The 13,850-nt window shown below is 49.1% G+C and carries 12 protein-coding genes; 11 read left to right on the forward strand and 1 reads right to left on the reverse strand.

The window, feature by feature from the left end:
* The first annotated feature begins 11 nt into the window (after positions 1-11).
* From glpK to C1A02_RS00860, 5 genes are all read left to right on the forward strand, one after another.
* Entirely contained in the window at positions 12-1,502 is a 1,491-nt protein-coding gene (gene glpK / locus C1A02_RS00840; protein WP_101696857.1) for a glycerol kinase GlpK, read from the forward strand.
* Positions 1,503-1,534: 32 nt separating this feature from the next.
* Complete coding sequence (locus C1A02_RS00845) at positions 1,535-2,242, forward strand: MIP/aquaporin family protein (protein WP_101696318.1); 708 nt, start codon at positions 1,535-1,537, stop codon at positions 2,240-2,242.
* Positions 2,243-2,384: 142 nt separating this feature from the next.
* Complete coding sequence (locus tag C1A02_RS00850) at positions 2,385-3,833, forward strand: NAD(P)/FAD-dependent oxidoreductase (RefSeq protein ID WP_101696319.1); 1,449 nt, start codon at positions 2,385-2,387, stop codon at positions 3,831-3,833.
* Positions 3,830-5,095 (forward strand): NAD(P)/FAD-dependent oxidoreductase, encoded by a 1,266-nt coding sequence (locus C1A02_RS00855; protein ID WP_101696320.1) that lies wholly within the window; start codon positions 3,830-3,832, stop codon positions 5,093-5,095. Before C1A02_RS00850 ends, C1A02_RS00855 begins: the two co-directional genes overlap by 4 nt.
* Positions 5,096-5,098: 3 nt before the next feature.
* Positions 5,099-5,464 carry a DUF1667 domain-containing protein gene (locus tag C1A02_RS00860; protein WP_101696321.1) on the forward strand — a complete coding sequence of 122 codons (366 nt, stop codon included), beginning with the start codon at positions 5,099-5,101 and terminating at the stop codon, positions 5,462-5,464.
* A 178-nt stretch (positions 5,465-5,642) separates the two neighbouring features.
* On the opposite strand, the gene C1A02_RS00865 is transcribed toward C1A02_RS00860, so the two are convergent.
* A complete protein-coding gene (locus C1A02_RS00865) occupies positions 5,643-6,551 on the reverse strand; it encodes a LysR family transcriptional regulator (protein ID WP_101696322.1) in 909 nt (302 codons plus the stop codon).
* A gap of 112 nt (positions 6,552-6,663) precedes the next feature.
* On the opposite strand from C1A02_RS00865, the gene C1A02_RS00870 reads away from it, so the two are divergent.
* The 6 genes from C1A02_RS00870 (at position 6,664) to C1A02_RS00895 (ending at position 13,611) form a co-directional block, all read left to right on the forward strand.
* Entirely contained in the window at positions 6,664-8,136 is a 1,473-nt protein-coding gene (locus tag C1A02_RS00870; protein ID WP_101696323.1) for an MATE family efflux transporter, read from the forward strand.
* A 202-nt stretch (positions 8,137-8,338) separates the two neighbouring features.
* Entirely contained in the window at positions 8,339-9,160 is an 822-nt protein-coding gene (locus C1A02_RS00875) for a helix-turn-helix domain-containing protein (RefSeq protein ID WP_243577870.1), read from the forward strand.
* Positions 9,161-9,259: 99 nt separating this feature from the next.
* On the forward strand, positions 9,260-10,225 hold the full coding sequence (locus tag C1A02_RS00880) for an iron-siderophore ABC transporter substrate-binding protein (protein ID WP_101696325.1): 966 nt from the start codon (positions 9,260-9,262) through the stop codon (positions 10,223-10,225).
* Between the two features lie 133 nt (positions 10,226-10,358).
* Positions 10,359-11,114 (forward strand): nucleotide-binding protein, encoded by a 756-nt coding sequence (locus C1A02_RS00885; protein WP_101696326.1) that lies wholly within the window; start codon positions 10,359-10,361, stop codon positions 11,112-11,114.
* A complete protein-coding gene (locus tag C1A02_RS00890) occupies positions 11,111-12,379 on the forward strand; it encodes a nitrogenase component 1 (RefSeq protein WP_101696327.1) in 1,269 nt (422 codons plus the stop codon). The genes C1A02_RS00885 and C1A02_RS00890 overlap by 4 nt, the downstream gene beginning before the upstream one ends.
* A gap of 2 nt (positions 12,380-12,381) precedes the next feature.
* Complete coding sequence (locus C1A02_RS00895; protein WP_101696328.1) at positions 12,382-13,611, forward strand: nitrogenase component 1; 1,230 nt, start codon at positions 12,382-12,384, stop codon at positions 13,609-13,611.
* Positions 13,612-13,850 lie beyond the last annotated feature (239 nt).

Genomic DNA, 13,850 nt, shown 5'->3' on the forward strand with positions numbered 1-13,850 from the left:
CAATGGGTAAAATGGGTAAGTATTTAATAGCGTTGGATCAAGGCACTACCAGTTCTCGCAGTATCATTTTTGATAAGCAGGGAAACATCATCAATTCGGCACAGATGGAATTTACACAGATTTTCCCGCAGCCAGGCTGGGTGGAGCATGACCCTATGGAGATTTGGTCCAGCCAGTTGGCGGTGCTGACCGAAGCGAAAGCAAGGGGCGGCATTGATACCTCTGATATTGCGGCAATCGGTATTACCAACCAGCGTGAAACCACCATTGTGTGGGATCGCCACACCGGAAAGCCGGTTTACAACGCCATTGTATGGCAGTGCCGTCGTACTGCTGAATATTGTGACGAACTCAAGGCAAAAGGTTTTGACAAAGTAGTCAGAGAGAAAACTGGTCTGCTTGTAGACGCGTATTTCTCCGGCACCAAAGTACGCTGGATTCTGGAAAACGTAGAAGGCGCCAGAGAAAAAGCGGAAAAGGGCGATCTGCTGTTTGGCACCGTGGACTGCTGGCTGATCTGGAAGCTCACCAAGGGCAAATGCCACGTGACTGACTACACCAATGCTTCTCGTACCATGATGTACAATATACATACCCTGGAATGGGATGACGAGCTCCTGAAAGAACTGAACATTCCAAAATCGATGCTGCCGGAAGTAAAACCCTCCAGTTATGTGTACGGCAATACCGATGCAGAATATCTGGGCGGAGAAGTGCCCATCGCCGGTATCGCAGGTGACCAGCAGGCAGCTTTGTTCGGCCAGTGCTGCTTTGAAGAAGGTTTGGTAAAGAATACTTATGGCACAGGCTGCTTTATTTTGATGAACACAGGTGAAAAAGCAGTTGCCTCTAAAAACGGCCTTTTGACTACCATTGCCTGGGGTCTGGACGGCAAAGTGGAATATGCTCTGGAAGGCAGCGTGTTTGTGGCCGGTGCGGCGATTCAGTGGCTGCGTGACGGACTGCGCATGATCGACAATGCGGCCTTTACCGAAACATATTCCAAAAAGGTAAAAGACAGTGCAGGTGTTTATGTTGTTCCCGCCTTTGTGGGCTTGGGCGCCCCTTATTGGGATCAGTATGCACGCGGCATTATCGTGGGCTTGACCCGCGGTGTGGAAAAAGAGCATTTTGTTCGTGCTACAGTAGAAAGCCTTGCTTATCAGAGCTATGACGTTATGAAGGCCATGGAAGCAGACGCAGGGGTAGTGCTGAAAGAGCTGCACGTTGACGGCGGCGCTTCGGCCAATAACTTCTTGATGCAGTTCCAGTCTGATATTTTGGGAATTGATGTTCTGCGGCCCAAGATTATTGAAAGCACCGCGCTGGGCGCCGTATATCTGGCAGGTCTTGCGGTTGGATATTACAAAGACAAAGAGGATATTCGCCAGAATGTGGAGTTGGATAGAAACTTTAAGCCCGGGATGCAAGATAGCACACGCCAAGAACTGCTGACAGGTTGGAAAGAAGCCGTAAAACGTTCTTTTGGTTGGGCTAAATAATCCCGTTAACAAACTGCTGAGGAGGAATTTTTGTGCAAAACTACCTGTATGAATTTCTAGGAACAGCCCTTCTTGTCCTGCTGGGTGATGCAGTGGTAGCCAACGTAATTCTGAACAAAACAAAAGGCCAAGGTTCCGGGTGGGTTGTCATTACCTTAGGATGGGCCTGCGCTGTTTTGATTCCAGCACTGATCTTTACCGCCAGCGGCGCGATGTTTAACCCTGCTTTGGTTCTTGGCCTTGCTGCTATCGGCCGTTTGGAATGGGCTTTGGTGCCCGGTTACATCCTTGCAGAAATGCTGGGTGGATTTGTAGGCGCTATTTTAGTGTATATCATGTATAAAGATCATTTCGACGATACCGAAAGCCCCGATGTTAAGCTTGGTGTATTTTGCACCGGCCCTGCCATTCGCAGCTACGGAACCAACTTTATCGGTGAAGTGATTGCCACTTTTGTACTGGTGTTTGGTATTCTGGGCATTGCGAACACTGCTGTTGGTGATGCAGCGGCACTTGGAACCTTTGGCGTAGGTGCTATCATCTTCGCCTGCGGCGCCAGCCTTGGCGGCACCACCGGATATTCGATGAACCCGGCCCGTGACCTGAGCCCCCGTATTGCTCACGCAGTTCTGCCGATTAAGGGCAAAAGAGATTCCGACTGGTCTTATTCCTGGATTCCGGTATTCGGACCTATCTGCGGCGGTCTTTTGGGTGCTTTCTTGGCGGCAGCTATCTTTTAAGGTTTGATTTTGACTTGACAATAACATAAACTGAACTTGCCATGTAGAGAGAGAAGAGCTAGGCAAAAGAAGACCCATGGGGAGTATGAGTCTTCTTTGCTTGGCTTTTTTCACTCATATCGATTCATTAGGAGGTCTACACATGTTTGATGTGGCAATTATCGGCGGTGGGGTGTGCGGCTGCTCCCTGTTGTATGAACTGAGCCGCTACCGGGTAAACGCGGTTTTGCTGGAAAAGGAAAATGACGTGGGGGTTGCCACCACCAAGGCAAACAGCGCCATTGTCCACGCCGGGTATGATCCCGAACCTGGCACCGCAATGGCCCGCTACAATGTGGAGGGAAACCGGATCATAGAGCAGTTGTGTCATGATTTGGACATCCTCTATAAAAAAATCGGTTCCTTTGTGTTGGGTTTTTCACCGGAAGATCGAGCGATGGTGGAAAAGTTATACCAGCGGGGCATCGAGAACGGAGTTCCCGGTTTGCGCATTGTGGAAAAAGAGGAGCTGCATCAAATGGAGCCGTCCCTGGCAGATGAGGCCCTGTTTGCCCTGTATGCCCCCAGTGCGGCTGTGGTGAACCCTTGGGAACTGGCCAGCGCCCAAGCAGAAGCCGCGGTGGATGGCGGCGCCAAGGTAATGCTGGACACCGAGGTAAAAGGAATCAAAAAAACAGCTGAGGGCTTCACAATTGAAACCTCTCAGGGGCAGGTGAAAGCCAGATTTGTGGTAAACGCTGCCGGAACACATTCAGATCGGATTGCCGAAATGGTAGGCGATCACAGCTTCCGTATTGTGCCTAACCGGGGAGAATACTTTTTGCTGGATACCACCCAAGGCAAATTGGTGCAGCATGTGATTTTCCAATGTCCGACGAAAGTGGGCAAAGGCGTATTGGTTTCTCCTACCGTACATGGAAACCTGATTGTGGGCCCCAATGCTGAGGATACCCAGGCGGATGACGTTACCACCACGGCTGAGGGACTGCAAAAGGTAAGGGAAGCAGCGCTCAAGAGCGTGCCTTCTATTAATTTCCGAGATTCCATCCGTAATTTTGCGGGTATTCGCGCGGTTGCTACCAAGGATGATTTTATTGTAGGACCCTCCGAAAGCTGTGATGGATTTTTCCATATTGCGGGTATTAAATCTCCGGGCTTGTCATCTGCCCCGGCCATCGCCCGGGACGTGGTGCGGATGCTGGAGTCGGCCGGCCTTGCTCTGGGGGAAAACCCCAAGTTTACAGGCCAGAGAAAGGTTTTGCGGTTTAAGTATCTCGACGCCAAGGGCAGAGGAGAGGCCATCCGCCAGAATCCCTTGTATGGAACCATTGTCTGCCGGTGTGAAACGGTAACAGAAGGCGAAATTGTGGACGCACTTCACCGCTCCCTGGCGCCCCGTTCAGTAGACGGTATCAAACGCAGATGTACACCGGGCATGGGGCGCTGTCAGGGCGGTTTCTGCGGCCCGCGGGTGCAGACGATTATCGCCCGTGAGCTGGGGATTCCCAAAGAACAGGTGCCGCTGGATCGGGCCGGTATGAAGATTATTCTTGGCCGAACCAAAGAGCATAAGGAGGCAGGCGAATCATGAAACAGCAATATGACGTGATTGTGGTTGGAGGAGGCCCCGCCGGGCTTGCGGCTGCTCTTTCCGCAAGAAAAAACGGTGCGCAGGACGTTTTGTTGCTCGAACGTCAGGCAGATCTGGGCGGAATTTTAAATCAGTGTATCCACAATGGGTTTGGCCTGCATCATTTTAAACAGGAGCTGACCGGGCCGGAATATGCCGAACGGTTTATTGATGAACTGAAAGCCAGCGACATAGATGTACTGACCGGCACGATGGTGTTGGAAATGGATGCTGAAAGGACGATTTATGCGATTAATCCCAAGCTGGGTTATTTGCAGCTAAAAGCGAAATCTGTCGTTTTGGCTATGGGCTGCCGGGAACGCACCCGGGGCGCCATTGGTATTCCGGGAAGCCGCCCTGCCGGTGTGTTCACAGCAGGCGCCGCACAGCTTTATATGAATCTGGAAGGGGTTCGTGTGGGCAGCCGCGTGGTAATTTTGGGTTCCGGCGACATCGGCCTGATTATGGCCCGGCGTTTGACGCTGGAAGGTGCCAAGGTTCTGGGCGTTTATGAAGTGATGCCTTATTCCGGCGGACTGAACCGAAACATTGTGCAGTGCCTGAACGACTATGGAATTCCGCTGCATTTGTCCCACACAATTACCGATATTCGCGGGGATAAGCGGGTCGAGCAGGTGGTGGTGCAAAAGGTGGACGAAAAGCGCATGCCCATTCCCGGAACTGAGCAGGTATTAGACTGCGATACCGTTTTGCTGTCGGTAGGCTTGATTCCTGAAAATGAGTTGTCTCGCCAGGCAGGAATGCAAATAGATCCCCGCACCAGCGGGCCGGTGGTGTATGAAAACATGGAAACCAGTCTTCCCGGTGTATTTGCCTGTGGAAATGTGGCCCATGTGCATGACCTGGTAGATTTTGTTTCCGCAGAAAGCGAACGAGCCGGCAAGGCCGCCGCGCTGTGCAGCCAGAGCGGAAGTCCTTCTCAGGATAGCATCATCGAACTGAAAAACGGGTTTGGAGTTGGATATACAGTTCCGCAAAAAATACGCCCCCAAGGTGTGGAAAAATCGGCAGAGGTCTTTTTCCGCGTGAATCAGATTTTCCACAAGGTGCAAATTCAGGTAACCAGCGGCGACGAACGAATTGCCCTGTACCCCAGAGAGCACATGGCCCCCGGAGAAATGGAAAAAATCGTTTTGCCCGCCAAGTTGCTGGAAAAGGTGCGGGATGGCGTAATTACTGTTTCAATCGGGAAGGAGGCGTAAAAAATGACCGAACTGATTTGTATTGTATGTCCGAAAGGGTGTCATTTACATGTTGATGAGAAAAATGGTTACACGGTAACCGGGAATGCCTGCCCACGGGGCGCGATTTATGGCAAAAAGGAGCTTTTGCATCCGACTCGTACAATTACTTCCACTGTTCGGATTGAAGGGGCTTCCATTCCCCGTGTTCCGGTAAAAACTGACCGGGATATTCCGAAAGAGGATATTTTTGCGGCGATGAAGCTGCTGGATAGCGTGACATTGCAGGCTCCGGTTCATGTAGGGGACATTGTAGTAGCTAATATTTTAGGGCTAGACGCGAATTTTGTGGTAACAAGAAGTCTGGAACAGGCAACGGATTCTGATTAAGCAAGCAAGAACCAGCGGCCGTTAGAAAAGGGCTGCAGTGTTTTTAAACTTTTTATCTGCTTATAAGTTATTCCTTTTTTACAGCTTAGCACAAGACATCAAACCGGAAGAACCGTACCCTTTGCGGTGCGATTCTCCGGTTTGATGTCTTTTCTTTGTTCTTCTCATGTTTTACAGGTCAGGATCCTTCGTTGAGCACTAAAAGGGATGAAATTCCCTCGATTTTTTCCAGATGTTCTTTTAAAAAATGGAGCAGGCGGTTTGTGGGTTCCGGTTTGCGGTCGGCTCCCAAAAGGTAATAGGTAATTCGATCAGACGGGCCATCCTGCATTTCATGTACTTGAATTCCGATTTTACGCTCCAGTTGGTTGGCAATAGAGGCAGGCAAAATAGCCCAGCTGTCTTTCAGGCAGATAAATTGTTCCATCAGGGACATCTTGTCCAGAAACACCAAAGGATGGGTTGTGGAACCAAACCAGTATTCATGCCATTGATTGTATTCCGGGTTCCATGGCAGTTTTATTTGTTTTTTGGCATCCAAGGCAGAAGGATGCACCTGAGGCGGATAGTCGGATTCTCTGGCACAAACAAAATACATGGTTTCGCGAAAAGCGGGGATGGTTTCTACATTTTTATAGTACCGATCGTCAGAAATAAAGGCGATATCAGTCGATCCATTTTCAACAGAAGGATAAGCGTCAAAGGAATGAAGTGTCCGAATCGTCAGGTTCGTTTTGGGTGCAGACTGCAAAAAGAGATGAAAAACCGGGGGCAAAATATAAGTGCTGACGCTGTCTACAGAAGCCACGTTTAAAATGGAGTTTCGATCCAAATGGCGAATTTTTTGCGATTCCTGCCAAAGGGTTCGCCACCGTTCTGCAATGGGGATAAAAGCACGCCCGGCATCCGTTAGCTCCACAGAGCGCACCCCTTTTTGCCGCAGAATCAGCCGATACCCCAATTCGGATTCTAACGTCTGTATTCTTCGGCTCAAAGCGGGTTGGCTGATGTAAAGCTTTTCTGCTGCTTTTGTAATACTTCCGTATTGAATAATGTTCAAAAAAGCCTTGATTTCCAAATGCGTCATGAAAAACCTCTATAATATAAATGTTATGTTATATTATAAGCTTAAAATATGCATTATTCAATGGTTTCATTTTCGATATAATAGAGTTATCAGTTTTTTGGGGGGGATTTGTATGGCTTCACCTGTTCACCTGTCCGAAGGAAAGATTCGGCCGCATTTGATTCGGTTGGCATTGCCTCTTTTGGTCGGTAATATTTTACAACAATTTTATAACCTTATTTCTGCTGTGATTGTGGAGCGCTATTTGGGCGAAACTGCTTTTGCTGCGGTTGGCATTGCAGGCACGGTCATGAATTTATTTATTTTTGTTTTAGGGGGCTGCTGCACCGGAATTGCTGTGGTGATGGCATCTTTATACGGGAAAAGGGATTTTCCCGCTTTGCGTCAGGCAATTTTTCTGTCACTGGTATTTGGAGCTTCGTTTACCATTCTGATCAGTGTGTTGGGCCTGCTTGGCACGCCCTTTCTTTTGCGGCTGATTCAAACACCCGAGAATGTTTCTTATCTGGCGGTGGAGTACTTAAATACGATTTTTCTTGGGCTTTTAGCCTGTTTTCTTTATAATTTTTTTGCTGCTGTTTTGCGTGCCATCGGCAACACCAAAAGCGCTTTGCTGTTTTTGGTTATTTCTATTGCAATCAGTTTGGTTCTGGCGGTATTGTTTGTGGCAAAAATGGGGCTTGGGGTGCGGGGCGCTGCTCTTTCTGCGGTGCTGGCGCAAATTTTATCGGCAGTGTTGTGTTTTATTTATATTATGAGATCTCTGCCGTTTTTGCGGGTGCACCGGGAAGACATGCACTATGACGGTGCTCTCATCGGCCGGATTTCTAAATTTTCTTTGGTTTCCGCTATGCACCAGTCCAGCCTATACATCGGCAAGCTTTTGGTTCAGGGCGCGGTAAATACCATGGGTTTGGCGGCGATTTCTGCCTATACCGCCACCACCCGGGTAGAGGGGATTGTGCTGGCCGTTGGCGACAGCGGTGCGGAATCTATCTCGGTTTTTGTGGCGCAGAATACAGGTGCGGGCAAAAAGCAACGGGCAAGAGAAGGTTTTTTGACCGGTTTGCGCATTATGCTTTTGGTGGTTGCTGTTCTTTCTGTTTGCCTGTTTTTCTTGGCGGAACCCCTGATGCACTTTTTTGTATCCTCTGACAATGCTCAGACCATTGCTTATGGAACTTCATATCTTCAGATTCTGTGTTTCTGTTACTTTTTAAGTTATACGGGTAGTGCTTTTGTGGGGTATTTTCGCGGCAGCGGACGCGTGGATATTCCGTTTATCGGCACGACGATTCATGTTTCGGTTCGTGTGATTTTATCGTACCTGCTGGTTTCGCAGTTGGGAATGGATGCTGTGGCTTATGCAACAGGAATTGGCTGGATTATCGTGGTGGTGTTCCACAGCGTTATGTTCCGCCGCTTTGGCCGTATGGATAAAATGCTTCAGACTTTGGACGAAGAAGCCGCCGGTGCACAAGCAGCGGCACAAGAAACGGGTGCTGCGGCAGAGGAGCCCAACCAGCCAATGACTCAGGTATTTCCATCAGCGGATACCGGTGAAGAAAATTCTAAAGAGGAATAATCTGTTAAGACAAATTTTGAAAATAATATTGCAATCGGCGGTATCAGCAAGGGCTGTGCCGCCGATTTCCAGTTGCAATTCTTTTTTGCTTTCGATATAATTTTCAGTTAGAAGGCTCTAACTTTTAGAGGAACAGATGCTTTTATGCAGGGGAAGAGAAGGGCTAAATGAAAACAGATTCAGGAAAAAGAAAGGGGATCCTTTGGTTTTGAAACTCAATCATCTGGTGGAGCATTTCTCAAATCTTTCCTTTCGAGTAAAGGGAGTTTATCAATATAAAATTGAACCTGGTGCTGTTGGGATGCAAAATTCGGCGCCGTACCCCGGGTTTATTTTTCCGATGAGTGGACAAGCGCAGTTTTCATTTGACGGAACCCCTTATTTGGCACAGGTGGGCAAAGTGATTCACGGCGGTGCAAATATGAGTTTGGGCAAGCGCGTGGTGGGGAATGCCCGGTGGGAATATATTTCTGTGCTGTACGAAATCAGCGCTCCGGAACCAAAGGGCATTTGTCTGACCGATACCCATTTTGAACTTGATATGGGATACAGCCCTCGCATGGAAGGTCTTTTGTGCCGGCTGTGGAAGGCATCAAACCAGCCGGGAGTACTGCCGGTGTTTCAAACAGAAGCCTTGTTCCGCTGTGTGCTGGAAGAGGTTTTTGTCAACACACGCAACCGGGCCAACGACGGCACTCATACCTTATTTGAACAGGCTGCGTCTTACATTCAGGAGCATTATATGGACTCACTTTCTGTGAAAGGGCTGGCGGAACAGAACGGAGTCAACGAAAATCGGCTGTTTTATGTGTTTCAAAAGCTGGCCGGTATGGGCCCCGGGGAATACCTGATGGCCTATCGTTTGAACCGGGCCAAAGAGCTACTGGTTACCGGTGTTGTTCCGGTTAGTCAGGTGGCAAAAAGCGTGGGATATGCGGATGCGTTCTATTTTAGCCGCATTTTTAAAAAGCATTTTGGGGTTTCCCCCAGTCAGTGGCGCGAAACATTCAGGAATAATCCATGAGATGTTCAGGAATCTTCCATTCCCATCGGCAGGAAGATTTGATATACTGGCAATGATAAGTTAGCCATAGCAAACAAAACCTGGTAGGAGGAACCTGATATGAAACGATTAATAGGGCTATTGCTTTCTGCGGCCCTTTTGACGGGGATGTTGGCCGGCTGTGCCTCAACGGCAAATTCCAGCAGCCAAGAGAGCGCGCCGCAGCCCGGTGAAAGCGCAGTATCTCAATGGCCCAGAACCATTACCGATGCGGCAGGAAACGAAGTTGTTTTAAATGAAAAGCCGGAACGAATTGCGATTTTACATTCAACTTATTTGGAATATTTCTTTGCGCTGGATACGCCCCCGGTTGCTTCTACCGGTTCATCCACCGGAAACGCCATGAAGGCCATGGAAGCGTGGGAAACCATGAAACCGTATGTGGGAACTGCACAAATGATTGATTTGGGCAGTGCGCGGGATTTGAATTTAGAAGCGATTTTGGAATCCAATCCGGATGTGATTGTGACATTTAAAGGACACAACGGTTTGGATAAAATTTATGCCCAGCTGCAGCAAATCGCGCCGGTGGTGCTGATGGATTTCAGTGCTTCGTGGCAGGAACAGACCAGAGCCTGCGCCGAGGTTGTGGGCAAGGAACAACGGGCCGAAGAAGTCATTCGGCAAACAGAGCAGGTGCTGGCTCAGGCCAAAGAGAAGCTGAGCAAGCAGACAAATCAAACGGTGGCTATTTTCCGTTCGCAGGATAAGACGTTTGTTTCAAGAGCCACCAAAGAGCATTACGATATCTTTGGAATTACCCAGCCGGAAGGATATCCGGAGCAGTTTGAGTCAATGTCTTTGGAAGCTGTGGCCAAAATGAACCCGGATATTATTATTTTTCAGGATTATATAGAAACCTCTCAGGCCTTTGTAAAAACCCAAGAGGCATCCACTGTCTGGCAGTCTCTGGATGCGGTGAAAAACGGCCGGGTTTCCTATTTTGATGATTCTCTCAATACCTTCGGCCCGCTGGCCACACGGCTGATGGCAGAAAAATTAGTTCAGGTATTGGAAGGGCAGTAAGAAAAACAGCTCCGGGTACAGACGCAGGCTGTACCCGGCTTTTTTTATCTGTTGGCCAGAGCAGAAGGTGAAAATGCAATGGTTTAACAGGGATAAAAAGAAACAGAAGGAAGCAAAGCGGAGGAAATCAAATATGAAGAAAATTGCGATCTATGGCAAGGGCGGAATCGGAAAGTCCACCACAGTTTCGAATATGGCGGCGGCTATGGCAGCCATGGGGCTGACGGTGCTTCAAATTGGATGTGACCCCAAAGCGGATTCCAGCCGAAATCTGACCGGAGGAAAAAATATCCCCACAGTGTTGGATACGCTGCGGGAAAAAGGCGATGCAGAATTAGAGGATTTAGTGGTGAAAAGCAGTTCGGGCGTATTGTGTGTGGAATCCGGCGGTCCGGTTCCGGGGGTTGGCTGTGCCGGCCGCGGAATTATTACCGCCTTTGAAAAGTTAGAGGAATTAGAGGCTTACGAAGTGTACTGTCCTGACGTGGTGCTGTACGATGTTTTGGGTGACGTGGTCTGCGGCGGATTTGCCATGCCTATCCGGGGCGGCTATGCCGATGAGGTTTGCATTGTTACTTCTGGTGAGATGATGTCTTTGTATGCGGCCTCGAACATTTCCAGTGCAGTGAAAAGCTTTGGAAAGCGGGGATATGCCTCCCTTCGGGGGCTGATTCTGAATGCAAAAAACATCAGCGGTGAAGAGGAATTGGTAGAGAAAGCATCGCAGGAAATGGGGGTTCCCGTTCTTTACCGGATTCCCCGCCATCCTTTGGTGCAGCAGGCAGAAGCCCAGGGAAAAACGGTAGTGGAGGCTTTTCCGGATTCCGATATGGCCGCCCACTATCGGGCACTGGCCCAATTGCTGCTGGAGGGAGGAGAAACGAATTGAAAGAACTGGAACATTTAAAACGGCTTTCCAAGGTGAAATCCAACAGCAGAATTCGCTTTCTGACTTCGGCGGTTTCTCCAGGAAATCACTGTCCGATGCGCATTGCTTCCGTGATTTCGGGGGACATTGAGGGCCTGTCCTCTTTGTTGGTGGGAACTCCGGAATGCACCATTCATTCCCGGCTGTTCAGTCCCCACCCGGAAGGCCGCCGGGGCGAACTGCATTGGCTTTACGTGCTGGATTCTCAAGAAGTGGTGTTCGGCTGCCGCAAAGGGCTGATAGATGCCTTAAAACAAATGGATCAGGCGGGGGCAAAGGCCATTTTGCTGATTTTGACCTGTGTGCCAGAGCTAATCGGCGAGGATATGGAAGGGCTGCTTCATGAAATACAGCCGCAGCTTCGCGCTCGGGTGACTTATGTGATGCTGGGGCAGTTTAAAAATATCAGCTATCCCCCCGGCTCTTGGAAAACCATGGAGGCTTTGGGTGCATTAATGGAAGAAAGACAAACGGATGCAAAGCAGGTGAATGTGTTGGGCCGCGCACCGGAAGAGGAGCACATTCCGGCGCCGTCACTGCTGCCCGCTCTGGAACAAAAGGGAATTGCTCTGCGGTATTTGGCCCCGGGCGCTTCTCTGGCGGAGATTCAAAACGCACCGGATGCTGCTTTGAATCTTGTAGTATCGCCCTATGCGCAGCCGCTGGCTGCGCGAATGGAGCGGGAATTCGGAATTCCCGCTGTTTCGCTGCATACCCGCTATTCCGTGGAGGAGATCCAACAAGCATATCACAGCGTGGGGGAACATTTCGGCTTGAATTTTTCGGGTATATTTGAGGAAGAACGAAAAATGGTGTTGGATTTGGAGCAACAGGCCAAAACAAAGCTGGCGGGTCTTCGATATTTGATATCCTGCCGGGTGGATTTGCCTTTGCCCTTATCGGTATATCTTTCCCACTTGGGAATGGAACCGTTGTTGCTGCATCTGGAGGAATTTTATCCGCAGGACGGCGAGCATGTAAAAAAGCTGAACAGCTTGGGATACGATCCGTTTGTTTGCCGTATGGTAAATTTAGAGGACGAAGTTCGAATTTTAAAGGACATGGGGGCAGATTTTTGTCTGGGGTATCTTCCGGGAAAAGAGAGTCCGATTCCCTGTGTGTCAGAAATGTTTGATTTTTATGGGCAGACCGGTTATGGCCGCACGGCCGGAATCCTGCAAAGAATTCTGACTGTGGCTGAAACGATTCGGGAAGGAGGACAATAAAGATGGGCTTATATCGGTTTAAACCAACCCCATCCGGCCGGATGGGAACGCTTTGGACGCTGTCTACCATACGGGAAGCGGCGGTGGTGGAATTCGGGTGTATGGGGCATATGTTTTACAGCGGGGTTACTTTAAAGCGCACCGGGGTGAATGGGGCCTGCCGTCTTTATTCCACTCACATTGACGAAACGGATATTTCTCTTGGCCGAACCGAGCGGTTAAACGATACCATTCGTCATGTGGTGCAGCAAGAAACCCCTAAGGTCATCTTTTTGCTGCCGTCAGCGGTTCCAGAGATGATTGGGACGGATCTTACTGCTTTGTGTGAAGAACTTCAGCCGCAGTTCCCTGAAATTCGGCTGATTCCTTTTGGTTTTGGCGGGTTTGATATCTTGCAGCACCGGGGAATACAAGAAGCGCTTCTGCTTTTGGCCAAAACCCTTCCCGAACAGGTTGCTGCAACGCCTGCTCCAACCTTTAATCTGATCGGTTCCTGTGCCGATTTGTTCCGCTTTCAGGCCGATGCGGAAGAAATTGTGCGGGTGGTAAAAGGCGCATTGGGAATCGAACCCCTGTGTGTTATGACTTCGGACACATCAGTGAGTGATTTGCAAAAGCTAGGTGCGGCGCATGTGAATCTGGTTCTTCGCAGGGAAGGGGAGTCGGCCGCCCGTCATCTGAAAAAACGATTTGGAACCCCCTATCTGTTGGGCTGTCCCTATGGAATAAAGGGCACCATTGACTGGATTCGGCAAATTGCCGAAATCATGGGCTTGCCGGTGAAGGAAACCTTTTTGCAGCACGAGCAGAATATTGCCGCCGCACAGTTAGAGCCGGCTTTGCCCCATTTTCGTCATATGGTGCACTCGCACCCGGACGAAGCGGTTTTATCCCTAGGCGGCCATGCAGATGTGGTGAAAGGAATTTTGGCCTATGGCTGCAACGAGATGCACTTTTCTCAGGGAAGCTGTTGGTGTGACAGCCCGCAAATGGGCAGTGATGAGATTCCCTATTATACAGAAGAACAGTGGAGCAAGGTCGTCAAAAAGCACCGCAAAGGTTTCTTGATGGCAAGCGGAGAGGCTTTGGAGTGGGGAGGGCACCCCATGGAGCTTCAAATTTCAAATCCTGATACCAAATGGAGGCTGCATCCTTATGATCCGCCCTTTGTGGGATTCCGGGGAGCGGTACATCTGGCCAACTTGTGGATCAATCAGGATCAGGAAGACTAATTGAGTTTTAAAAAAGGAAAGATATTGAGCGTTTAAAATACAATAAAATTTAAGAACACAAAAACGCAATCGGAATCGATTGCGTTTTTTCTTTTAAAAAGAATGAAAAACAGAAGAAAAAAGCTTGTTTTATAGAGAGAACTGAAATTTTCATAAAATAAATAAAATATATTTGATTTATAAGTAAATTTTTGACATTTTCTAACGAAATCATTATTAGAAGGGATTTGTTTTTATGG

The organism is Clostridium minihomine (assembly GCF_900240385.1).
GTDB classification, from domain to species: Bacteria; Bacillota; Clostridia; order Oscillospirales; family Acutalibacteraceae; genus Faecalispora; species Faecalispora minihomine.

Excerpts from the sequence above, each read along its gene's own strand:
- C1A02_RS00880 (WP_101696325.1), top strand. The coding sequence starts at position 9,260 with ATGAAACGATTAATAGGGCTATTGCTTTCTGCGGCCCTTTTGACGGGG.
- C1A02_RS00895 (WP_101696328.1), top strand. The coding sequence starts at position 12,382 with ATGGGCTTATATCGGTTTAAACCAACCCCATCCGGCCGGATGGGAACG.
- glpK (WP_101696857.1), top strand. The coding sequence starts at position 12 with ATGGGTAAGTATTTAATAGCGTTGGATCAAGGCACTACCAGTTCTCGC.
- C1A02_RS00865 (WP_101696322.1), bottom strand. The coding sequence starts at position 6,551 with ATGACGCATTTGGAAATCAAGGCTTTTTTGAACATTATTCAATACGGA.
- C1A02_RS00860 (WP_101696321.1), top strand. The coding sequence starts at position 5,099 with ATGACCGAACTGATTTGTATTGTATGTCCGAAAGGGTGTCATTTACAT.
- C1A02_RS00850 (WP_101696319.1), top strand. The coding sequence starts at position 2,385 with ATGTTTGATGTGGCAATTATCGGCGGTGGGGTGTGCGGCTGCTCCCTG.
- C1A02_RS00855 (WP_101696320.1), top strand. The coding sequence starts at position 3,830 with ATGAAACAGCAATATGACGTGATTGTGGTTGGAGGAGGCCCCGCCGGG.
- C1A02_RS00870 (WP_101696323.1), top strand. The coding sequence starts at position 6,664 with ATGGCTTCACCTGTTCACCTGTCCGAAGGAAAGATTCGGCCGCATTTG.
- C1A02_RS00885 (WP_101696326.1), top strand. The coding sequence starts at position 10,359 with ATGAAGAAAATTGCGATCTATGGCAAGGGCGGAATCGGAAAGTCCACC.